We start from the raw sequence: 19,894 nt of genomic DNA on the forward strand, positions 1-19,894 counted from the left end.
CCAATCGGGCGGCGAGGGTCAATGGCGCAGCGCCGGTCCCGTGCTTCGGTCCGGCGCTTTCATACGCGCATAAGGTGGGAGGCTGGACGAAGACCCGTTCGGTCTCGTTAGGGCTGCTTCCTTCCGGACCTGACCCGGTTGGCGAGTGAGACGTCCCTCGCCAACCTCCCGCCCGCTATATCGGGGATGTCTTCGAGAATCGCAAGCCGGCATCGCAGCGGCGCGAAGCTTCGTCGCAGTCGGCGCCAAGCTTGCCAGTTTGGCGTTGACTTGGTGTCGTCCATCCGTCATAAGCCCGCCACCTGCGCAGCCGAAAGGCGGCGCCGACCCTTATCGCATGACAGGCTCGGTTGGCCATGCTTTCCCTGGGAAAGCCGCGGCCGTCGTGCTCATAAAGGCCCCGGAGACGGACCGTGAAAAGAACCTATCAACCCAGCAAGCTGGTTCGCAAGCGCCGCCACGGCTATCGCGCTCGCATGGCGACCAAGGGTGGCCGCAAGGTCATCGCCGCTCGCCGCGCTCACGGCCGCAAGCGCCTGTCGGCCTGACGAGCCCTGGCGCGTGACGACAGCGCGCCGGTTCGGGAAGACGGGCCAATCGCCATGCGCCTCGCCCGCCTGACACAACGCAAAGAATTTCTGGCGGCGGCCGAACACGGCCGCCGCTTTCGTTCGTCCGCCTTCATGGCTCAGGTGCGCGACGCCGCGCCCGATGAGCCCCGCAAGGACGGCGGACCCGTGGCCTTGAGGCTCGGCCTGACCGCCTCGCGCAAGACCGGCAATGCCGTGAAGCGCAACCGCATCCGCCGGCGCCTGCGCGAAGCGGCCAAACAGGCCCTCGCCAGCCAGTCCGAACGCCCCTGCGACATCGTGGTCGTCGCGCGCTCCGACGTGCTGACCGCGCAATTTAAGACGCTCGTCGCCGATCTTTCGATTGCCATCGATCGGGCAAAGCCTCACAAGCCGCGTGAAGCAACCTTTGCCGACAGGCGCCGCCCGCTTCCCAAGCGCGGGGCGCCTTCGCAAGCCTGACCCCGCCGCGCTCCTGCCGGACCAAGCGAGATCTGTTTCCGACCATGATGAAAGAAGACAACCGCAATCTGCTTCTCGCGATCGTCATGTCCGTGGTCGTGCTGCTCGGCTGGCAGTTCTTCTACGGCGTGCCGCAGATGGAAAAGCAGAAGCAGATCGCGCAGCAGACCCAGCAGGCCCAGAGCCAGCAGGCGCCAGCGACCGGCTCCACTCCGGCCCCTTCCACGCCCGGCCAGCCCGCTGGCTCGGCCGCGCCCGGCACCGCTGCCCCGCAGCAGATCGGCACCCGCGAGCAGGCGCTGGCGGCAGGCCCGCGCGTCAAGATCGATACGCCCAAGATCGCCGGCTCGCTCTCGCTGACCGGCGCACGCATCGACGACGTCTCGCTCAAGGCCTATCACGAGACCGTCGACCCGAAGAGCGCGAACATCGTGCTGCTCTCGCCGCTCGGCGGCCCGGACGCCTACTATTCCGATTTCGGCTGGGTCGCGGCCCCCGGGGCGACGGTGGCGCTTCCGAACGCCACGACGGTCTGGACCGCCGACAACCAGGTGCTGAACTCGGCCAAGCCGGTGACGCTGAGCTGGGACAATGGCCAGGGCCTGACCTTCAAGCGCATCATCAGCGTCGACGACAACGCCATGTTCACGATCCGCGACGAGGTCGAGAACAAGGGCAGCGCCGCCGTGACCCTGTTCCCGTACGGCCAGATCGTCCGCCACGGCAAGCCGCATACGCTCGGCTACTACGTCCTGCATGAGGGCCTGGTCGGCTATCTCGGCGAGCAGGGCCTGCAGGAATACACCTACGACAAGCTCGACAAGGAACCGCTGCTCTCGCCGGGCACGACAGGCAAGACCTGGAAGGATGCGGTCGGCGGCTTCGTCGGGATCACCGACAAATACTGGGCCGCCGCGGTCGTCCCCGACCAGCAGCGCAAGTACGAAGGCCGCTATTCCTCGGTCCAGACCAGCACCGGCCATACCTACCAGGCCGATTTCCTCGGCGAGAGCGTCGCGGTCGCGCCGGGTGCCACCGCCTCGTCCAACGCCCGGCTGTTCGCCGGCGCCAAGGAGGTCGCGGCGATCAACGGCTATGAGGAAAGCCAGCAGATCAAGCGCTTCGACCTGCTGATCGACTGGGGCTGGTTCTATTTCTTCACCAAGCCGCTCTTCTTCGTGCTCGACTGGATCTACAAGCATGTCGGCAATTTCGGCGTCGCGATCCTGATCGTCACGGTGCTGCTCAAGGGCCTGTTCTTCCCGCTCGCCAACAAATCCTACGCCTCGATGGCGAAGATGAAGGCGCTCCAGCCGGAAATGACGGCGATCCGCGAGCGCTATGCCGACGACAAGATGAAGCAGCAGCAGGCTCTGATGGAGCTGTACAAGACGCAGAAGATCAACCCGGTCGCCGGCTGCTGGCCGGTGCTGCTGCAGATCCCGGTGTTCTTCGCGCTCTACAAGATCCTGTTCATCACCATCGAGATGCGGCACGCGCCGTTCTTCGGCTGGATCCACGATCTCGCCGCGCCGGACCCGACGAACCTGTTCAACCTGTTCGGGCTCTTGCCCTTCACCCCGCCAGCCATGCTGCATCTCGGCCTGTGGCCGATCATCATGGGCATCACGATGTTCATCCAGATGAAGATGAACCCGGAGCCGCCGGACCCGGTGCAGAAGATGATGTTCACCTGGATGCCGGTGTTCTTCACCTTCCTGCTCGGCTCGTTCCCGGCCGGCCTGGTGATCTACTGGAGCTGGAACAACCTGCTCTCGGTGACCCAGCAGGGCTTCATCATGCGAAAGAACGGGGTGAAGATCGAGCTGTTCGACAACCTCAAGGGCATGTTCGGCAAGAAGAAGCCGGCGACTGCCGGCGGCGCGCCCAGCCCCGCCAATACCAACAAGAAGTGAGAGATCGAAGGGCGGGGTTTCCCGCCCTTCGCTTTTGAAGGCCATCGCCCCGATGCCATTGCCCGATCCGAACACGCGCCATCCGATCCCCGGCTGGAAGGGCACGGCCTTCCTGAAGGCGGTGGTCGACCATCCGCTGATCGCGGTCGGCGACTACAGCTACTACGACGACTCGCGCGGGCCGGAGCATTTCGTCGCCCGTTGCGTGCGCTACCATTTCGACTTCATCGGCGACCGCCTGGTCATCGGGAAATTCGTCGCGATCGCGCAGGCGGCACAGTTCATCATGAACGGCGCCAACCATCCGCTCAGTGGCTTCTCGACCTTTCCCTTCCAGATGTTCGGCCTCGGCGACCCCGAGAGCCTGAAGCGCCCCGGCCCGAACAACCGCGGCGACATGGTGATCGGCAACGATGTCTGGATCGGGCGCGAGGCGGTGATCATGCCGGGCGTGACGATCGGCGACGGCGCGATCATCGGCACGCGGGCGCAGGTGACCAAGGACGTGCCACCCTATGCGGTCGTCGCCGGCAATCCCGGCCGCGTCGTGAAGATGCGCTTTCCGCCCGAGATCGCAGCCGAGCTGCTGGCGATTCGCTGGTGGGACTGGGACGCCGACAAGATCGCGCGCCATATCGACGCGATCCAGGGCGCCGATATCGACGCGCTGCGCCGGGCCGTGTAGGCAGGGAAACATGACGACATCGACGACCAAACCCTATGACGCCGAGGAGATCGAGGCCGCCCGCAAGCTCTTCGAGGGGCCCTGGGATTTCGTCTGGGCCTCGACCAAGATCGACGATCTGCCGCCGATGGTCGGCCAGGAGATCGCCTTCGCCGGGCGCTCCAATGTCGGCAAGTCGAGCCTGATCAACGCGCTGACGCGGCGCAACGCGCTGGCGCGGACCTCGCATACGCCCGGCCGGACGCAGCAACTCAACTTCTTCCGGCAGGTCGAGCACGAGGAGCCCGTCGGGGCGGGATCTCAAGGCAGCAAGCGCTCGCGCGAAAAGCCGGTTCCGGTTTATTCGCTCCATGCGCCGACCATCGTCGATATGCCCGGCTACGGTTATGCCGCTGTCGGCAAGGAGAAGGTCGCGGCCTGGACCCGGCTGATCCACGATTACCTGCGCGGCCGCGCCAACCTGATGCGCGTCTATGTGCTGATCGACGCGCGCCACGGCATCAAGGATGTCGACGGTGCCGTGCTGGAGACGCTCGACAAGGCAGCCGTGTCCTACCAGGTCGTGCTGACCAAGGGCGACGCCCTGAAGCCGGCCGACCAGACCTTCATGACCGAGGCCACGTTCGACGAGATCAAGCGCCGCCCGGCCGCCTTCCCCGAGGTGCTGCTGACCTCCAGCGAGACGGGCGCCGGCATGCCGGAATTCCGCGCCGCGATCGGCCGCGTGCTGGCGGAGCGTGGCTGATCGCGATGACCGCGACGCGCCTGCATCTCGCCCTTGCCGCCTTGATGGGTTTCGCCGGCGTCGCCTTGCTGGCGGCCGCGGCTCATGTCGCCATCGATCCCGGTCATGTCCAGACGGCCGGGCAGATGCTGCTGTTTCATGCCTCGGTCGTCATCGGCGCGACCGCGGCGCGCAAGGGCGGGCATCTCCATGACCTGCTGGCGCGGATCGCACTCTCGGCGATCATGGTCGGCGCAGCCCTGTTCGCGGCCGATCTCGCCCGGCGCGGTTTTGGCGGCGAAGCGCTGTTTCCGCGCGCGGCGCCGACGGGCGGCTGGTTCATGCTCGCTGGCTGGCTCGGGCTTGCGGTCGCTGCCGTGACGGCGAAGCGCAGCTGAACGGCGTCAGCGTTCTTCCGCCCCGGTCGATCTTGAGCTAGAAGCGCCCCGCATCTGTCCTTGCGGCCGCGCGGAGCCTGCCCGAATGACCGACCATCCCCATCTGACGCCGTCGCAATCCGCCGAGCTTCTGGTGCAGGCCCTGCCGCATATGCAGCGCTACGACCAGGAGATCATCGTCATCAAGTATGGCGGCAACGCCATGGGCGACGCGGCGACCGCCGAGGATTTCGCCGAAGACATCGTGCTGCTCGAGCAGTCCGGCCTGAAGCCGGTCGTCTGCCATGGCGGCGGCCCGCAGATCGCGGCGATGCTGAAGAAGCTCGGCATCCAGTCCGAGTTCAAGCAGGGCCTGCGCGTCACCGACGAGGCGACCGTCGAGGTCGTCGAGATGGTGCTGGCCGGCTCGGTCAACAAGGAGATCGTCGGCTACATCACCCGCGAGGGCGGGCGCGCCATAGGGCTCTGCGGCAAGGATGGCAATATGGTCACCGCCCGCAAGGTGACCCGCACCGTCGTCGATCCCGATTCCAAGATCGAGGAAATCCTCGACCTCGGCTTCGTCGGCGAGCCCGAGAAGGTCAACACCACCGTGCTCGACGCGGTGCTGAAGGCTGAATTGATCCCGGTGCTGGCGCCGGTCTGCGCCGCCGCCGACGGCCAGACCTACAACGTCAATGCCGACACCTTTGCCGGCGCCATTGCGGGGGCGCTCAACGCCAAGCGTCTGCTGCTGCTCACCGACGTGCCGGGCGTGCTGAACAAGGACAAGCAGCTCATCCCGGAGCTCACGGTCGAGGAATGCCGCCACCTGATCGCCGACGGCACCATCTCCGGCGGCATGATCCCGAAGATCGAGACCTGCATCTACGCGCTGGAAAAGGGCGTCGAGGCGGTCGTCATCCTCGACGGCAAGGTGCCGCACGCCGCGCTGATCGAGCTTTTCACCGATACCGGCGCCGGCACGATCATCCGGCGTTGAGGGAAACCCTGACGCGGTCATCCCGGGCGTAGCGAAGCGAAGACCCGGGATCCATGCCGGAACGGTCAGGCATGGATCCCGGATCTGCGCGGCTTCGCCGCTTGTCCGGGATGACCGCGTCGAGAGTTTAAAGAGCCCCCGCGATTAAGCCCCCGCCAAGCACTTGCGGCGCAGACTCCGGCTCGCCACATCACGGAGTCCAATGACAATTCTTGCCGATACCCCTGCCGCGACCCCGCCCCTGACGGCGGAAGGCTTCGCCCATGTCGATCACTGGATCTTCGATCTCGACAACACGCTGTACTCGCATGAGAGCCGCGTCTGGCCGCAAGTCAACGAGCGCATCACGCTGTTCCTGCAGGACCTTTTCGGGCTCGACGGCCTGTCCTCGCACGCGCTGCGGCAGTATTATTACCATCGCTACGGCACGACCCTGAAAGGGCTGATGGAAGAGCATCAGATCGACCCCGACCGATTCCTCGATTTCGCCCATGATATCGACCTGACGCTGCTCGAGCCGGACCCGGCTCTCGGAGCGGCGCTCGCGGCGCTGCCGGGCCGCAAGCTGATCCTGACCAACGGTTCCGTCGGCCACGCAAAGAATGTCGCCGGAAAGCTCGGCATCCTCGACCAGTTCGAGGATATCTTCGACATCGTCCATGCCGGATTCCTGCCGAAGCCCGAGCGCGCGACCTATGAGAATTTTCTCGCCAAGCACTCCGTCGATCCCGGCCGCGCGGCGATGTTCGAGGATATCGAGAAGAACCTGATCGTGCCGAGCGCATTGGGCATGAAGACCGTGCTGATCATCCCCAAGACGCCCGATCCGTTCCGGGAAGCCTGGGAGCAGGCCGCCATCGATGCCGGGCATGTCCACCATGTCACGGCCGATCTCACCGGCTTCCTCAGGCCGCTCGGACGCCTCGGCGACGGGCACGGCTGATCGAGAGGCATTTCCTCCGGCTCAGGTTCCTTCCAAAGGAAATTTCGTTCTTCTTTACGAACCCTCTGCGAGCTGATACTGCTCCTGTCCGTTATAAAGAACGGATCGAGAGTTCCATGCCGGCACCGGACAAAGCCGCAGCCAAGCTGCACCCCGAGACCCGCCTCGTCCATGACGGCATCCTGCGATCGCAGTTCGGCGAGACGTCGGAAGCGCTGTTCCTGACGCAGGGCCATGTCTACGACAACGCCGCGCAGGCCGAAGGCCGCTTCCTGAACACCGATCCCGGTTTTCAGTACGGCCGGCTCGGCAATCCGACGACGGCGATGCTGGAGGAGCGCATGGCCTCCTTCGAGGGCGCCGAGGCCTGCCGCGCCACCGCGACCGGCATGGCGGCCGTGACAGCGGCGATGATGGCGCCGGTGCGGGCCGGCGACCACGTGGTCGCGGCAAGTGCGCTGTTCGGCTCCTGTCGCTACATCATCGAGGATCACCTGCCGCGCTACGGCGTCGACACCACGCTGGTCGAGGGCTCCGATATCGAGGCCTGGCGCAAGGCAGTCCGACCCAACACCAAGCTGTTCTTCCTGGAATCGCCGGCCAATCCGACGCTCGAAGTGCTCGACATCGCGGCCATCGCAGAGGTGGCGAAGGAGGCCGGCGCCAGGCTGGTCGTCGACAATGTCTTCGCCACGCCGCTCTTCCAGCGCCCGCTCGAGCTCGGCGCCGACATCGTGGTCTATTCCGCGACCAAGCATATCGACGGCCAGGGCCGCTGCCTCGGCGGGCTGATCCTCGGCTCGAAGGAATTGATCGAGGCCGATATCCAGAATTTCCTGCGCCAGACCGGCCCGGTGCTCTCGCCCTTCAATGCCTGGGTGATGCTGAAGGCGCTGGAGACGCTGCCTTTGCGCGTCGGCAAACAGGCTGAGAACGCGACCAAGGTCGCCGACTGGCTGGCGGCGCAGAGCAAGCCGACCAAGGTGATCTTCCCCGGCCACAAGAGCCATCCGCAGGCCGAGATCATCAAGCGCCAGATGAGCGGCCCCTCGACCATGATCGCCTTCGAGGTTCCCGGCGGCAAGGCCGGCGCCTATCGCCTGCTCGACGCCTGCAAGCTGATCCGCATCTCGAACAATCTCGGCGACGCCAAGAGCCTGATCGTCCACCCGGCGACGACGACGCATCAGCGCTTCACGCCGGAAGTGCGCGCCGCGATGGGCGTCAGCGACGGGCTGATCCGCCTCTCGATCGGGCTGGAGCACCATGACGACCTGATCGCTGACCTGGAACAGGCGCTGGCGAAGGTTTGAGCCGGCCGCGGGGCTGGTTCGGGCCTTCACCAGTGGCCATCCCCGCCCGCCCCTGCTAAAGCGGGGCCTTTCCCGCCAAGGCTTGAGAGGCCAGCATGCGTTCGGGCGAAGTGAAGCGCCGCACCAACGAGACCGATATCGCGGTCTCGCTCCTGATCGACGGCACCGGCAAGGCCGAGATCGCCACCGGCGTCGGCTTCTTCGACCATATGCTCGACCTCTTCGCCCGCCATTCGCTGATCGACCTCTCGGTCAAGGTGAAGGGCGACACGCATATCGACGACCACCATTCGGTCGAGGATGCCGGCATCGCCATGGGCGAGGCGCTGAAACAGGCGCTCGGCACCAAGAAGGGCATCCGCCGCTATGCCGACGTGCATCTGCCGATGGACGAGACGCTGACCCGCGTCGCCGTCGACGTCTCCGGCCGGCCGTTCCTGGTCTTCCGCACGGAATTCAAGGCGCAGAAGATCGGCACCTTCGACACCGAGCTGGTGCGCGAGTTCTTCCAGGCCTTCGCGATCAATGCCGGCATCACGCTGCATGTCGAGACGCTCTACGGCGACAACGCCCACCATATCGCCGAAAGCTGCTTCAAGGGGCTGGCGCGGGCGCTGCGGCAGGCGCTCGATGTCGATCCGCGCGAGGGCGACCGCGTCCCCTCGACCAAGGGCGCGCTGTAGGAGGTCTCGATGGCATTCTACACCGTCATGACGCCGCCGCCCGACGGAAGCGACCGGCGCGAGGAGATTGAACGGGCACGGCTCGTCCCCGAGCGTTTCGCCTGGGGCGCCTTCCTGTTCACCGGCCTCTGGCTGCTGGGCAAGCGGCTCTGGCTGGCGACGCTGCTGTTCGTGCTGGTCTGGGGCCTGTTGATCTGGCTGAACAGCCGCTTCGGCCTGCATGCCAGCGCGCTCTCGCTGATCTACTGGTCGATCGCGCTGTTCCTCGGCATCGAGGGCCATAACCTCGTCCTTCGCAAGCTGACCCGCCAGGGCTGGCGGCTCACCGATGTCGTCGAGGCCCGCAACCTGGCCGAGGCCGAGCGCCGCTATTTCGAGCGGGCGCTCGCCGGCGAAACCACGCTGCCGCGCGTCGAGGCCGCCACTCCCGCCGCTGCAGCGCGGCCAAGCGGGCCGCTGCCCATCATCGGCCTGTTCCCGGAGGCCCGGGGCCGATGAGCCAGAGCGTTGCAATCATCGATTACGGCTCGGGCAACCTGCACTCGGCCGCGAAAGCCTTCGAGCGGGCTGCGGCGGAAGCCGGGATTCCCTCGACCATCCATGTCACCAGCGACACCGACATCGTGCGCGCGGCCGACCGGATCGTGCTGCCGGGCGTCGGCGCCTTCGCCGATTGCAGGCGCGGGCTCGATGCCGTGCCCGGCATGGTCGAGACGCTGGAGGAGGTGGTGCGGGGCAAGGGCCGGCCCTTTCTCGGCATCTGCGTCGGCATGCAGCTCCTCGCCTCGCGCGGGCTGGAATACACGGTGACGGAGGGCCTCGGCTGGATTCCGGGCGACGTCACGCTGATCAAGCCGACGGACGACGCCCTCAAGATCCCGCATATGGGCTGGAACACCCTGCACAAGCAGGACGAGCATCCGCTGCTGGACGGCATCGAGACCGGCCCGCAGGGGCTGCACGCCTATTTCGTCCATTCCTATGCGCTGGCGGCTGAACGCCCGCAGGACGTGCTGGCTCTGACCGAGCATGGCGGGCCGGTGACCGCGATGGTCGCACATGGCAACGTCGCCGGCACGCAATTCCACCCCGAGAAGAGCCAGAAGCTGGGGCTGAAGCTCATCACGAATTTCCTGAGCTGGGCACCATGATCCTCTTCCCCGCGATCGACCTGAAGGAAGGCCGCTGCGTCCGGCTGAAGCAGGGCGACATGGCGCAGGCCACGGTCTTCAACGACGACCCGGCCGCGCAGGCCGCCGATTTCGAGGCGCAAGGCTTCCAGTGGCTGCATGTCGTCGATCTCGACGGCGCCTTCGCCGGCAAGCCGATGAATGCGGCGGCCGTTGAGGCGATCTTGCAGCGCGTCGAATTTCCGGTGCAGCTCGGCGGCGGCATCCGCGACATGAAGACGGTCGCCGGCTGGCTCGAAAAGGGCATCCGCCGCGTCATCATCGGCACGGCGGCGGTGCGTGATCCCGGCTTCGTGCGCGAGGCGGCAAAGGCCTTTCCAGGGCAGGTCGCGGTTGGAATCGACGCGCGAGACGGCTTCGTGGCTGTGGAAGGCTGGGCCGAGACCTCCTCGCTGGCGGCTGCCGATCTCGGCCGGCGCTTCGAGGATGCCGGCGTCGCCGCTATCGTCTACACCGACATCGCCCGCGACGGCATGCTCCAAGGCATCAACTGGGAGGGCACGATCGCGCTCGCCCAGGCCGTCTCAATTCCGGTGATCGCCTCCGGAGGGCTGGCCTCGATGGCCGATATCGAGCGGCTCTGCGCCGATGATGCCGCGATCCTCGAAGGTGCGATCACGGGCCGGGCGCTCTATGACGGGCGCATCGATCCGGCGGCGGCGCTGAAGCGGCTGGCGGCGTAATTTTCATTCCACGCAGGTCATCCCAGGAAAGCGAAGCGCAGACCCGGGATGACTGCGGAGTGGTTGTCGATCAGCGCACGAACTGGTCGTAGATCTTCGCGAATTCGCCGGTGGCCTTGGCGAGGTGCAGCCACTGGTCGACGAAGCCCTTGAAGGTCGCGTCGCCGCGCGGAAGCATGTAGCCCATCTCGCCATATTGCAGAGGCTCGTCGGGATTGACGGCGCAGAGGCCGGGCTTGGCCTTCTCCTGCACCTTCACCTCGATCGACTCGGCGATCATCAGGTCGGCCTTGCCCGCGAGGATCTCGTTGAAGATCGTGACGTTGTCCGGGAAGACCTCGATCTTGGCATGCTTGAAATTGGCGCGCACGAAGCGCTCGTTGGTGCCGCCGGGATTGACGATGACGCGGGTCTCCGGCTTGTCGATATCGGCGACCGTCTGGAATTTCGCCTTGTCCGCACAGCGCACGATCGGCGCCTTGCCGTTGACGAGATAGGGCGAGGAGAAGAACACCTTCTTCTGCCGGTCGAGCGTCACCGAGATGCCGCCCATCGCGACGTCGCATTTGCCCGAGCCCATATCGGTGAGGAGATCGGCCCATTTCGTCTGGACGAACTTGGCCTCGACGCCGAGCGCCTTGGCGAGCGATTTCGCCAGCTCGATGTCGATGCCCTCGAAGGAGCCGTCCTTCGCCAGGGTGAAGGGCTTGTAGTCGCCGGTGGTGCAGACCTGCAGCGCGCCGCGGCTCTGGACGGTGTCGAGCAGGCTCGGCGCGGTTTGCGCCCGCGCGCCCGAGGCGACGACAGCGGTAACGGCAAAAGCCAGCCCGGCCGCGACGCCAGCCCGGCGAATCATCGATGCAATAGCCATGGAACTCCCCTCTTTGGACTGCTATCAGTCGCCGCCAGCAGAGCAGGGTTGCGGTTCGCGATCAATCCACCCTGCGCCCGCAGGACCGCGTTGCCGCCGATGACCCTGAAGACCCGCATCATCCCCTGCCTCGACGTCAAGGACGGCCGCGTCGTCAAGGGCGTCAAGTTCCTCGATCTCGTCGATGCCGGCGATCCCGTCGAGGCCGCCAAAGCCTATGACGCGGCCGGCGCCGACGAGCTCTGCTTCCTCGACATCACCGCGAGCCACGAGGATCGCGGCATCCTGTTCGACGTGGTCACCCGCACGGCCGAAGCCTGCTTCATGCCGCTCACCGTCGGCGGCGGCGTGCGCAAGGTCGAGGATATCCGGGCGCTGCTGCTCGCGGGCGCCGACAAGGTCTCGATCAACACCGCCGCCGTGACCAACCGCCAGTTCGTCAAGGAAGCGGCCGAGAAATTCGGCGCGCAATGCATCACGGTCGCGATCGACGCCAAGCAGGTGACGCCCGGCCGCTGGGAGATCTTCACCCATGGCGGGCGCAACGCCACCGGCATCGAGGCCGTCGCCTTCGCCCGCGAGGTCGTCTCGCTCGGTGCCGGCGAATTGCTGGTCACCTCGATGGACCGCGACGGCACCAAGGTCGGCTACGATCTCGGCCTGACGCGGGCGATCGCGGATGCGGTCCCGGTCCCGGTGATCGCGTCGGGCGGCGTCGGCGATCTCGACGATCTCGTCGCCGGCGTCGCGCAAGGCCATGCCTCGGCGGTGCTGGCCGCCTCGATCTTCCATTTCGGCACCTACACGATCGGCCAGGCCAAGGCACATATGGCGGAAGCCGGCCTCCGGATGAGGCAGGACTGAGATGGCTGGCTTCACCCTCTCCGATCTCGAAGCCCGCATCGCCGAGCGCGCCGCCGCCTCGCCCGAGGAATCCTGGACGGCGAAGCTGCTCGCCGCCGGGCCCGAGCGCGCGGCCAAGAAATTCGGCGAAGAGGCGGTCGAGGCCGTCATCGCCGCCGTGAAGGGCGACCGCGCCGAGCTGATCGCCGAAAGCGCGGACGTGCTCTATCATCTTTTGGTCGTGCTCAAGTCGCGCGATGTTGCATTGCGGGACGTCTTGAGCCAGCTTGAAACTCGCACGGCCCGCTCCGGACTGGCGGAAAAGGCGGCCAGACCCCGGTAATCAGCCGGTTTAAGTTGCGTGAGGACGGACCTCGCAGGATGACCCTCCCTTGAACCTCGAAGCCTGGATTGCGGGCCGCGTCATGGACCAGCGCCTCATCCCGACACCGGAGCGCGACCTGGTCTCGCCCTATCGCCTGTTCTCGCGCGACGAGTGGGCCCATCTGCGCGCCGACCAGCCGCTGACGCTCTCGGTCGACGACCTGACCAAGCTGCAATCGATCAACGATCCGATCTCGCTCGACGAGATCGTCGCGATCTACCTGCCGCTGTCGCGGCTGCTCTCGCTCTATGTCGCGGCGACGCAAGGGCTGTTCAAGGCGACGCAGCGCTTCCTGATGGCCGAGTCCGAGCCGAAGGTACCCTATGTCATCGGCGTCGCCGGCTCGGTCGCGGTCGGCAAGTCGACCACGGCGCGCGTGCTCAAGGCGCTGCTCTCGCGCTGGCCGAACACGCCCAAGGTCGAACTCGTCACCACCGACGGTTTCCTCCTGCCCAATGCCGAGCTGGAGCGGCGCGGGCTGATGCAGCGCAAGGGCTTCCCGGAGAGCTATGACGGCGCGGCGATCCTGCGCTTCCTCTCGGACGTCAAGGCCGGCAAGCCGCGGGTGAGCGCGCCGGTCTATTCGCACCTCGTCTACGACGTCGTGCCAGGCGAGACGGTGACGGTCGAGCGGCCGGACATCCTGATCCTCGAAGGACTGAACGTCCTGCAGCCGAGCCGGATGCCCAAGGACGGCACCGTCATCCCCTTCGTCTCCGATTATTTCGACTTCTCGGTCTATCTCGATGCCGACGAGAACGACCTGCATCGCTGGTATGTCAACCGCTTCATGACGCTGCGCCAGACGGCCTTCCGCGACCCGCGCTCGTTCTTCCGCAAATATGCAGAGATCGGCGAGGAGGAGGCGCTCGCCATCGCCGAGAAGCTCTGGACCGGGATCAACCTGCCGAACCTCCAGGACAACATCCTGCCGACCCGCCAGCGCGCCAGCCTGATCCTGACCAAGGGCGCGAGCCATCGCATCCAGCAGGTCGCGCTGCGACGGCTTTGATGGAAGCCTTCGGCGCGCTCGCCGCCATGGCGGGCGCGGCCTTCGTCGCCGCGACCCTGCTGCCGGCGCAATCGGAAGCGGTCTTCGTCGGACTGCTCGCGGCGAAAAGCGTCGATCCGCTCGCGTTGTTCCTGACCGCGAGTCTCGCGAACACCGCCGGTTCGATCCTGAACTGGTGGCTCGGCCGATTGATCGCGCGCCATGGCGTCGACAGGTTGCCGGCGCGCCTGCGGCCCGATCCGAAGCGCTTCGTCCAGGCGCAGGACCTGTTCGCCCGATTCGGCTGGCCGTCCCTGCTGCTCGCCTGGCTGCCGCTGGTCGGCGACCCCCTGACCTTCGCGGCGGGCACCCTGAACTATCCGTTCTGGCGTTTCACCGTCCTCGTCCTGATCGGCAAGGCCGGGCGCTACGCGGCACTCTGGGCGGGTTGGGCCAGTCTCGCCTGAACCGGGCGCCACCTCGACGACGCCTCCGGCATGTGGCTCCGCCATCCCGGAGGCGCACAGCCGGCATTTGCGAAACCAGCCGGGCCGGGCTACCAGCGAAGACGTCCGTTCAAGGAGATTTGACTATGAGCATTCAGCGTATCGGCGTCGGCCCGCGTATGTCCAAGGCCGTCGTGCATGGCAACACCGTCTATCTGGCCGGCCAGGTCTGCGACAAGGCAGCGGGCAAGAGCGTCGGCGAGCAGACCCAGGAAATCCTCGGCATCATCGACGGCCTCCTGGCCGAGGCCGGCACCGACAAGACGAAGCTGCTGATGGTCAACATCTGGCTCTCCGACATCTCGACCTTCGCCGAGATGAACGCCGTCTGGGACAAGTGGGTCGTCGCCGGCTCCACGCCGGGCCGCGCCACGGTCGAGGCCAAGCTCGCCGCGCCGCAGTTCACGGTCGAGATCGCGGTCATCGCCGCCAAGTAAGCCATCCCGGAACGCCGCGCGCCCACCCGGGCGCGCGGCGTTCCCTTTCACCGGACCGGAGCGGGGAGGCAACCATCAGCCAGACCGACCAGATCGCTCCGCTTCTCGCCCGCGTCGCCGGGCGCAGCGGCATCGCGCCAATGGCTCTGGCAGCGATGATCGCGGATTGGCTGCGCCGTCCCGGCTCCAGCCCGCCGAGCGAAAACCTGCTCGACCGCAAGGCAGCCGACTTTGCTGCGTTGGTGAAGCGCCTTGCGACGCCGCTGGGCGACGCGGAGATTCGGCGGCTGCGGAGCGAGGCGGCAGGCGCCATCGCCACGGGCCGCTTCGCCGAAGCCGACAAGAGCCTCGCCGAAGCCGAACTGCATGCCATCGGCGGCTCCACCGACCTGTCGGCTCTGCCGCTCGAACGCCGGCTGCTGATCGGCGAGAACCGCGCCGACCGGGCCGCGCTCAGCTTCCTGCGCACGACGGCCGAGGCCTATCGCGAAGCTGCCGCCCGCTATGGCGAGGCCTCCGCCCTGATCGGCCTCGCCGCTATCGACCGCAGCCGCGACGCCGCACTGGACCAGGCGAAAGCCATGGCCCGGATCAGCGAGGATTTCGGCGGACGCGAGGGCTATGACGCCGCCATAGCCACCCTGCGCCGATTGCTCGAAGGGCTGGACAGCCTGAGCGATACCGTCGCCTTCGCCGGAGCTCAGGAAGCGCTGGCCACCGCGCTCGACAGGCTCGCCGGACTCAGCGGCGACAGCAAGCTGCTCAACGAGGCTCTCGTCCATTGCCGGGCCGGGCTGGAGGATCTGCGCCATGACGAGGCGCCGGCGCTCTGGCGCGCCCTCAAGCTGCGCTTCGGCCGGCTCGCCGTGAATCTCGGCATTTCACAGAAGGACGACAACCTGCTGGAGGAGGCGGTCGCCACCTACGCCACCGCGCTCGCGGTCTGGAAGCGCAGCGACGACGAGGCCCGCTGGCTCGAAGCGGAGCACATGATTTCGCGTGCGCGCGCCACGCTCGGCGGACGCCGCAGCGACCTCGCCCTGCTCGAACGCGCCTTCAACGGGCTCAACCGCGTCTCCCAGGCGATCGATCGCAGCCGCGATCCCATGCGCTGGGCCGAGCTCCAGAACCAGATGGGCGGCGTGCTGGCCTCGATGGGCGAGCGCTACAGCGAGCCCGTCGTGATCGAGGAGGCGATCGCCGCCTTCGCCGCCGCGCTGGAGGAATATCGCCAGGAGCGCGCGCCGCTGCTCTGGGCGCAGACACGGGCCAACCAGGCCGAAGCCATGCTCCAGCTCGCGCGCCGCAACAAGGACAAGCCCCTGGCCCAGCAGGCGCTCGCCCAGTTGATGGCGGCAACCGAAGCCGCTCGACAGGCCGCAAACGGCACCGTGGTCGCCGCCGATCTGCAGAAGCGGCTCGGGGCCGCCGGCGCGCTCGCGACCAAACTGATCGCCGGCTGATTCAGCCGATCCTCTGCCTCAGCGCGGGCGGCGCGCCGCCAGCCGCTCCAGCGCGGCATCGAGCGTCGCGTCGCGCTTGGCAAAGCAGAAGCGGACGACGTTCTTGACCGCGCCCTCGGCATAGAAGGCGCTGACCGGAATCGCGGCGACGCCATTCTCGGTCACCAGACGGCGGCAGAAATCGACGTCGTCGCTTTCGCCGAGCGGAGCGATGTCGACATTGAGGAAATAGGTACCGGCGCTCGGCAGCACCGCGAAGCCGAGATCGCGCAGGCCGGCGGCGAAACGATCGCGCGAGCGCTGGAAATCGGCGCGCATGCCCTCGTAATAGCCGTCCTCCTTGCCGAGACCGAAGGCCACCGCGGCCTGCAGGTTCGGCGGCGTCGTGAAGGTGAGAAACTGATGCGCCTTGGAGAGCACGCGCATGATCGCCGGCGCCGCCATGACGAGCCCGACCTTCCAGCCAGTCAGCGAGAAGATCTTGCCGGCCGAGGAGATCTTGACGGTGCGCTCGCGCATGTCGGGGCGCCCGAGCACCGAGGCATGGCGGTGCCCGTCGAACACCACATGCTCCCAGACCTCGTCGCAGATCGCGATCGCATCATGGCGGACGCAGAAATCGGCGAGAAGGTCGAGATCAGCCTTGCCGAAGATCGTCGCCGTCGGGTTCAGCGGATTGTTGAACAGCACGACCTTCGTCTTCGGCGAGAAGGCCCTGGCCAGCGCTTCCTCGGTCAGGCCGAAATGCGGCGGGGTCAGCGTGACGAATTTGGGGATGCCGCCAGCGCGCCGCACCAGCGGCAGATAGGCGTCGTACATCGGCTCGAACAGCACGACCTCGTCGCCCGGCGTGATCAGAGCCATCAATGCGCCGGCGATGGCTTCGGTCGCGCCCGAGGTCACCATGATCTCGCTGTTCGGATCGAGATCGAGCCCCTGCCAATGCTTGTAATGCTTGGCCGCCGCTTCGCGCAGTTCGGGCAGGCCCATCATCGGCGGATACTGGTTCCAGCCGTCGACGACTGCTTCAGCCGCCTTCCGGCGGACATCGAGCGGGCCCGGATCGTCCGGGAAGCCCTGTCCGAGATTGACCGCGCCGGTCTCGCGGGCGAGCTGCGACATCACCTCGAAAACGGTGGTGGGAAGGGCGGAGAGGATCGGATTCATCGCGGTCGGATCGGCTCGGCAAGGGCAGGAGCCTTGGCTGTAGCACGCCGTAAAGGGCCGTGCATCCAGTCGGCAGCCGGCTTCAAAGGTCCGGCGAAAAATAGCGAATGATGAATGTTGACATTCGTCAGTGATCAGTGTCTATTGGATTTCAGCCGGTCCTCGGCGGACGCCTGTTGCGACTTCGCCCCTTTGGCGCAGCAGGATGCCGCAGAAGACCGGCGAACCTTGTCAGGAGGGTGCAAGCGCCTCCCGCGGCGCTCGCCGCCGCTGCTTTCCGCACGTGTGCAAACCGCGCTAAGCAGACGCATGGCCCGCTCCCCCGCTCCCGCGATCATGATTCTCGGCACCGGCTCCAATGTCGGGAAGTCGCTGATCGTCGCCGGCTTGTGCCGGCTCTTCGCCAATCGCGGGCTGAAGGTGCGACCGTTCAAGCCGCAGAACATGTCGAACAATGCCGCAGCGACCGGCGCCGGCGAGATCGGCCGGGCGCAGGCCTTGCAGGCGCGTGCTGCCCGGATCGCTCCGCATCCCGACATGAACCCGGTTCTGCTCAAGCCCGAGGGCGAGCAGGGCAGCCAGATCATCCTGCAAGGCCGCGTCGCCGGCCGCCTCTCCTCACGCGATTTCGCCCGGCGCGGCGATTTCATGCCGCAAGTGCTCGACAGTTTTGCGCGCTTGAGCGACGGCGCCGATCTCGTCATCGTCGAAGGCGCGGGATCGCCGGCCGAGACGAACCTGCGCGCCCGCGATATCGCCAATCTCGGCTTCGCCCGCGCTGCCGACGTCCCGGCCGTGCTGATCGGCGATATCGACCGCGGCGGCGTCATCGCGAGCCTTGTCGGCACCCATGCCGTGCTCGATTCCGAAGACAGGGCGATGATCCGCGCTTTTGCGATAAACCGCTTCCGGGGCGCCGTCGAACTGTTCGCGCCCGGCGTCGCGACGATCGAGCGGGCCACGGGCTGGCCCAGCCTCGGCGTCGTGCCCTGGTTCGCCGATGCCGCCCGGCTGCCGGCCGAGGATGGGCTCGACATCCGCTCGGGCCGGAAAGCGGGAGCCCGGATCAGGATCGCCGTGCCGGTCTTGCCGGGCATCGCCAATTTCGACGATCTCGACCCGCTCAAGCTGGAGGCGGATGTCGACCTCGCCATGACCGGGCCTGGCCAGCCTTTGCCGGGGGATGCCGATCTCGTCATCCTGCCGGGCTCCAAGACCACGCTGCGCGACCTCGCGGCGCTGCGCCGGGAAGGCTGGGACATCGATATCCTCGCGCATCGCCGCCGCGGCGGGCGCGTGCTCGGACTCTGCGGCGGTTACCAGATGCTCGGCCGGGTCGTGCGCGATCCGCTCGGGCTGGAAGGGCCGCCCGGAGAGGCGCCCGGCCTCGGGCTGCTCGATGTCGAGACCACGCTCGACGCCGACAAGACCGTCCGCGAAGTCGATTTCGTCGATGCCGCGAGCGCTGCCGAAGGCCGTGCCTATGAAATCCATCTCGGCCGGACCGAGGGCCTCGACACGGCCCGCGCGCCCTTCCGGGTCGAGGGCCGCGCGGAGGGTGCCGCGAGCCCGGACGGGCGGGTCGTCGGCAGCTACCTGCATGGCATCTTTGCTTCGGACGCGGTGCGCAGCGCCTGGTTGGCAGCCGTCGACAAGGAGCGAGGTGCGTCGGCGCTGCTCTATGAAGATGCGGTCGAAGCGACGCTCGATGCGCTCGCAGCGCATCTGGACAGGCATTTCGACACGGAAACCCTGCTCAAGCTCGCCCGGACGCGTATTTCCGCTGGGTAAGCGATTTCGGGAACTTCGGCTGCCTTCGCCTGTTCTCCCGGCGCAGCTTCACGGGAGGATTGATGCACATCAAGGCAAAAGTCTTTATTCGCCATTATGTTGACGAATGATGAAATTCGTCATAACGATCAATTCTTCACCGCCTTCGTTTGAAACAACCCAGCCGGCGACGCCGTGAGTAACCCCGAACGCGATACCAGGCAGATCATCGTCGACACCGCCGAACGCTTCTTCCGCGATATCGGGTACCAGAAGACGACCGTGGCGGACATCGCCAAATCCCTGCGGATGAGCCCCGCCAACGTCTATCGCTTCTTCGACTCCAAGAAGTCGATCAACGAGGCCGTGCTCGAGCGCTACAAGCGCGAACAGGAAGAGGCCATCGCGACGATCGCCGCCGAGGATCGCTCCGCCGCAGAGCGCCTGCGCGACATCCTCGCGACCTCCTATCGCCTGAACGCGGCCCGCTTCGCCGGCCATGCCCGGATGCAGGAAATGGTCTGCGCCGCGATGGAGGAGAGCTGGGATGCGATCATCGCCCATATCGAGCGCTTCGACGTGGTGCTGCGCCGTGTCGTCGCCGACGGCATCGCTCGCGGCGAGTTCCGGCCGATGGAGCCGGCCCATGCCACGGGCTGCATCCGCACCGCGATGATCCGCTTCATGCACCCATTGCTGATCACGCAATGCGAGTGCATTCCCGGCCCGAACGCGGATGAGATGATCGCCTTCGTGCTCAGCGCGCTGGAAGCGAGACCCCAAGGCCGCTGAGCGATCGTCTAGTTTTTGATTTCGCATCGGCTTTCCCGAAAACCGCGCCCCACTTTTCGGGCCGATGCCCCAACGCGTTGACAAGCCGCCGAGGGAGCGGGATACCGCCCGGACATGGCCA

At 66.6% G+C, this 19,894-nt stretch carries 23 protein-coding genes and 1 other RNA gene; 21 read left to right on the top strand and 3 right to left on the bottom strand.

From position 1 onward, the window contains the following. Positions 1 to 73: 73 nt before the first annotated feature. Positions 74 to 170, bottom strand: an RNA gene (ffs, locus tag BLQ70_RS13725) — signal recognition particle sRNA small type. A gap of 243 nt (positions 171 to 413) precedes the next feature. On the opposite strand from ffs, the gene rpmH reads away from it, so the two are divergent. The 13 genes from rpmH to hisA all read left to right on the top strand — a co-directional run bounded on the left by rpmH (position 414) and on the right by hisA (position 10,548). Next, positions 414 to 548: a 50S ribosomal protein L34 gene (gene rpmH, locus BLQ70_RS13730; protein ID WP_038364779.1), complete on the top strand. Its 135-nt coding sequence runs from the start codon at positions 414 to 416 to the stop codon at positions 546 to 548. A 54-nt stretch (positions 549 to 602) separates the two neighbouring features. Beyond that, on the top strand, positions 603 to 1,031 hold the full coding sequence (gene rnpA / locus BLQ70_RS13735; protein ID WP_091857454.1) for a ribonuclease P protein component: 429 nt from the start codon (positions 603 to 605) through the stop codon (positions 1,029 to 1,031). Positions 1,032 to 1,078: 47 nt separating this feature from the next. Further along, on the top strand, positions 1,079 to 2,947 hold the full coding sequence (gene yidC / locus BLQ70_RS13740; protein ID WP_091857798.1) for a membrane protein insertase YidC: 1,869 nt from the start codon (positions 1,079 to 1,081) through the stop codon (positions 2,945 to 2,947). Between the two features lie 52 nt (positions 2,948 to 2,999). After that, entirely contained in the window at positions 3,000 to 3,632 is a 633-nt protein-coding gene (locus tag BLQ70_RS13745) for a CatB-related O-acetyltransferase (protein WP_091857804.1), read from the top strand. Between the two features lie 10 nt (positions 3,633 to 3,642). Continuing rightward, positions 3,643 to 4,377 carry a GTP-binding protein gene (locus tag BLQ70_RS13750; RefSeq protein WP_061971000.1) on the top strand — a complete coding sequence of 245 codons (735 nt, stop codon included), beginning with the start codon at positions 3,643 to 3,645 and terminating at the stop codon, positions 4,375 to 4,377. A 5-nt stretch (positions 4,378 to 4,382) separates the two neighbouring features. Beyond that, positions 4,383 to 4,754, top strand: coding sequence for a DUF423 domain-containing protein (locus tag BLQ70_RS13755; RefSeq protein ID WP_091857456.1), 372 nt, complete (start codon positions 4,383 to 4,385; stop codon positions 4,752 to 4,754). Positions 4,755 to 4,839: 85 nt separating this feature from the next. After that, positions 4,840 to 5,736, top strand: a complete 897-nt coding sequence (argB, locus tag BLQ70_RS13760) for an acetylglutamate kinase (RefSeq protein WP_061971004.1) — start codon at positions 4,840 to 4,842, stop codon at positions 5,734 to 5,736. 202 nt (positions 5,737 to 5,938) lie between these two features. After that, positions 5,939 to 6,679, top strand: a complete 741-nt coding sequence (locus tag BLQ70_RS13765; RefSeq protein ID WP_091857458.1) for a pyrimidine 5'-nucleotidase — start codon at positions 5,939 to 5,941, stop codon at positions 6,677 to 6,679. Between the two features lie 116 nt (positions 6,680 to 6,795). After that, positions 6,796 to 7,992: an O-succinylhomoserine sulfhydrylase gene (gene metZ, locus BLQ70_RS13770; RefSeq protein WP_091857460.1), complete on the top strand. Its 1,197-nt coding sequence runs from the start codon at positions 6,796 to 6,798 to the stop codon at positions 7,990 to 7,992. 95 nt (positions 7,993 to 8,087) lie between these two features. Further along, the gene (gene hisB / locus BLQ70_RS13775) at positions 8,088 to 8,675 is read left to right on the top strand and encodes an imidazoleglycerol-phosphate dehydratase HisB (RefSeq protein WP_091857462.1); all 588 of its coding nucleotides are present in this window, start codon (positions 8,088 to 8,090) and stop codon (positions 8,673 to 8,675) included. 9 nt (positions 8,676 to 8,684) lie between these two features. Further along, positions 8,685 to 9,173, top strand: a complete 489-nt coding sequence (locus tag BLQ70_RS13780; RefSeq protein ID WP_091857464.1) for a DUF2628 domain-containing protein — start codon at positions 8,685 to 8,687, stop codon at positions 9,171 to 9,173. Next, a complete protein-coding gene (gene hisH, locus BLQ70_RS13785; RefSeq protein WP_091857466.1) occupies positions 9,170 to 9,826 on the top strand; it encodes an imidazole glycerol phosphate synthase subunit HisH in 657 nt (218 codons plus the stop codon). The genes BLQ70_RS13780 and hisH overlap by 4 nt, the downstream gene beginning before the upstream one ends. Next, positions 9,814 to 10,548, top strand: coding sequence for a 1-(5-phosphoribosyl)-5-[(5-phosphoribosylamino)methylideneamino]imidazole-4-carboxamide isomerase (gene hisA / locus BLQ70_RS13790; protein ID WP_170843418.1), 735 nt, complete (start codon positions 9,814 to 9,816; stop codon positions 10,546 to 10,548). The genes hisH and hisA overlap by 13 nt, the downstream gene beginning before the upstream one ends. 70 nt (positions 10,549 to 10,618) lie before the next feature. Here the strand turns inward: hisA and BLQ70_RS13795 are convergent, their stop codons facing one another. Further along, positions 10,619 to 11,419 carry a transporter substrate-binding domain-containing protein gene (locus tag BLQ70_RS13795; protein ID WP_082617674.1) on the bottom strand — a complete coding sequence of 267 codons (801 nt, stop codon included), beginning with the start codon at positions 11,417 to 11,419 and terminating at the stop codon, positions 10,619 to 10,621. Between the two features lie 99 nt (positions 11,420 to 11,518). On the opposite strand from BLQ70_RS13795, the gene hisF reads away from it, so the two are divergent. From hisF to BLQ70_RS13825, 6 genes are all read left to right on the top strand, one after another. Beyond that, a complete protein-coding gene (hisF, locus tag BLQ70_RS13800) occupies positions 11,519 to 12,283 on the top strand; it encodes an imidazole glycerol phosphate synthase subunit HisF (protein ID WP_061971185.1) in 765 nt (254 codons plus the stop codon). A 1-nt stretch (position 12,284) separates the two neighbouring features. Continuing rightward, entirely contained in the window at positions 12,285 to 12,605 is a 321-nt protein-coding gene (locus tag BLQ70_RS13805; protein WP_091857470.1) for a phosphoribosyl-ATP diphosphatase, read from the top strand. An 82-nt stretch (positions 12,606 to 12,687) separates the two neighbouring features. Beyond that, entirely contained in the window at positions 12,688 to 13,659 is a 972-nt protein-coding gene (gene coaA / locus BLQ70_RS13810; RefSeq protein ID WP_061971187.1) for a type I pantothenate kinase, read from the top strand. Next, a complete protein-coding gene (locus tag BLQ70_RS13815) occupies positions 13,659 to 14,105 on the top strand; it encodes a YqaA family protein (RefSeq protein WP_091857471.1) in 447 nt (148 codons plus the stop codon). The genes coaA and BLQ70_RS13815 overlap by 1 nt, the downstream gene beginning before the upstream one ends. 125 nt (positions 14,106 to 14,230) lie before the next feature. Beyond that, positions 14,231 to 14,581 (top strand): RidA family protein, encoded by a 351-nt coding sequence (locus tag BLQ70_RS13820; RefSeq protein WP_061971022.1) that lies wholly within the window; start codon positions 14,231 to 14,233, stop codon positions 14,579 to 14,581. A gap of 140 nt (positions 14,582 to 14,721) precedes the next feature. Continuing rightward, entirely contained in the window at positions 14,722 to 16,044 is a 1,323-nt protein-coding gene (locus BLQ70_RS13825; RefSeq protein ID WP_091857473.1) for a hypothetical protein, read from the top strand. An 18-nt stretch (positions 16,045 to 16,062) separates the two neighbouring features. Here BLQ70_RS13825 and BLQ70_RS13830 read toward each other — a convergent pair whose 3' ends face one another. Then, positions 16,063 to 17,211 carry an aminotransferase gene (locus BLQ70_RS13830; RefSeq protein ID WP_091857475.1) on the bottom strand — a complete coding sequence of 383 codons (1,149 nt, stop codon included), beginning with the start codon at positions 17,209 to 17,211 and terminating at the stop codon, positions 16,063 to 16,065. A gap of 309 nt (positions 17,212 to 17,520) precedes the next feature. Between BLQ70_RS13830 and BLQ70_RS13835 the strand changes: the two genes are divergently transcribed. Together BLQ70_RS13835 and BLQ70_RS13840 are read left to right on the top strand one after the other, a co-directional pair. Further along, positions 17,521 to 19,002 carry a cobyric acid synthase gene (locus BLQ70_RS13835; RefSeq protein WP_091857476.1) on the top strand — a complete coding sequence of 494 codons (1,482 nt, stop codon included), beginning with the start codon at positions 17,521 to 17,523 and terminating at the stop codon, positions 19,000 to 19,002. A gap of 174 nt (positions 19,003 to 19,176) precedes the next feature. Further along, the gene (locus BLQ70_RS13840) at positions 19,177 to 19,773 is read left to right on the top strand and encodes a TetR/AcrR family transcriptional regulator (RefSeq protein ID WP_061971028.1); all 597 of its coding nucleotides are present in this window, start codon (positions 19,177 to 19,179) and stop codon (positions 19,771 to 19,773) included. Positions 19,774 to 19,894 lie beyond the last annotated feature (121 nt).

The organism is Allobosea robiniae (genome assembly GCF_900102525.1).
GTDB classification, from domain to species: domain Bacteria; phylum Pseudomonadota; class Alphaproteobacteria; order Rhizobiales; family Beijerinckiaceae; genus Allobosea; species Allobosea robiniae.

What these genes read in the sequence shown, in the direction of transcription:
- BLQ70_RS13815 (WP_091857471.1), top strand. Translation starts at nt 13,659, where the DNA reads ATGGAAGCCTTCGGCGCGCTCGCCGCCATGGCGGGCGCGGCCTTCGTC.
- BLQ70_RS13825 (WP_091857473.1), top strand. Translation starts at nt 14,722, where the DNA reads ATGGCTCTGGCAGCGATGATCGCGGATTGGCTGCGCCGTCCCGGCTCC.
- rnpA (WP_091857454.1), top strand. Translation starts at nt 603, where the DNA reads ATGCGCCTCGCCCGCCTGACACAACGCAAAGAATTTCTGGCGGCGGCC.
- hisH (WP_091857466.1), top strand. Translation starts at nt 9,170, where the DNA reads ATGAGCCAGAGCGTTGCAATCATCGATTACGGCTCGGGCAACCTGCAC.
- yidC (WP_091857798.1), top strand. Translation starts at nt 1,079, where the DNA reads ATGAAAGAAGACAACCGCAATCTGCTTCTCGCGATCGTCATGTCCGTG.
- BLQ70_RS13820 (WP_061971022.1), top strand. Translation starts at nt 14,231, where the DNA reads ATGAGCATTCAGCGTATCGGCGTCGGCCCGCGTATGTCCAAGGCCGTC.
- coaA (WP_061971187.1), top strand. Translation starts at nt 12,688, where the DNA reads ATGGACCAGCGCCTCATCCCGACACCGGAGCGCGACCTGGTCTCGCCC.
- BLQ70_RS13835 (WP_091857476.1), top strand. Translation starts at nt 17,521, where the DNA reads ATGGCCCGCTCCCCCGCTCCCGCGATCATGATTCTCGGCACCGGCTCC.
- BLQ70_RS13780 (WP_091857464.1), top strand. Translation starts at nt 8,685, where the DNA reads ATGGCATTCTACACCGTCATGACGCCGCCGCCCGACGGAAGCGACCGG.
- BLQ70_RS13765 (WP_091857458.1), top strand. Translation starts at nt 5,939, where the DNA reads ATGACAATTCTTGCCGATACCCCTGCCGCGACCCCGCCCCTGACGGCG.
- BLQ70_RS13755 (WP_091857456.1), top strand. Translation starts at nt 4,383, where the DNA reads ATGACCGCGACGCGCCTGCATCTCGCCCTTGCCGCCTTGATGGGTTTC.
- BLQ70_RS13745 (WP_091857804.1), top strand. Translation starts at nt 3,000, where the DNA reads ATGCCATTGCCCGATCCGAACACGCGCCATCCGATCCCCGGCTGGAAG.
- BLQ70_RS13750 (WP_061971000.1), top strand. Translation starts at nt 3,643, where the DNA reads ATGACGACATCGACGACCAAACCCTATGACGCCGAGGAGATCGAGGCC.
- BLQ70_RS13805 (WP_091857470.1), top strand. Translation starts at nt 12,285, where the DNA reads ATGGCTGGCTTCACCCTCTCCGATCTCGAAGCCCGCATCGCCGAGCGC.
- hisB (WP_091857462.1), top strand. Translation starts at nt 8,088, where the DNA reads ATGCGTTCGGGCGAAGTGAAGCGCCGCACCAACGAGACCGATATCGCG.
- BLQ70_RS13830 (WP_091857475.1), bottom strand. Translation starts at nt 17,211, where the DNA reads ATGAATCCGATCCTCTCCGCCCTTCCCACCACCGTTTTCGAGGTGATG.
- metZ (WP_091857460.1), top strand. Translation starts at nt 6,796, where the DNA reads ATGCCGGCACCGGACAAAGCCGCAGCCAAGCTGCACCCCGAGACCCGC.
- BLQ70_RS13795 (WP_082617674.1), bottom strand. Translation starts at nt 11,419, where the DNA reads ATGGCTATTGCATCGATGATTCGCCGGGCTGGCGTCGCGGCCGGGCTG.
- argB (WP_061971004.1), top strand. Translation starts at nt 4,840, where the DNA reads ATGACCGACCATCCCCATCTGACGCCGTCGCAATCCGCCGAGCTTCTG.
- hisF (WP_061971185.1), top strand. Translation starts at nt 11,519, where the DNA reads ATGACCCTGAAGACCCGCATCATCCCCTGCCTCGACGTCAAGGACGGC.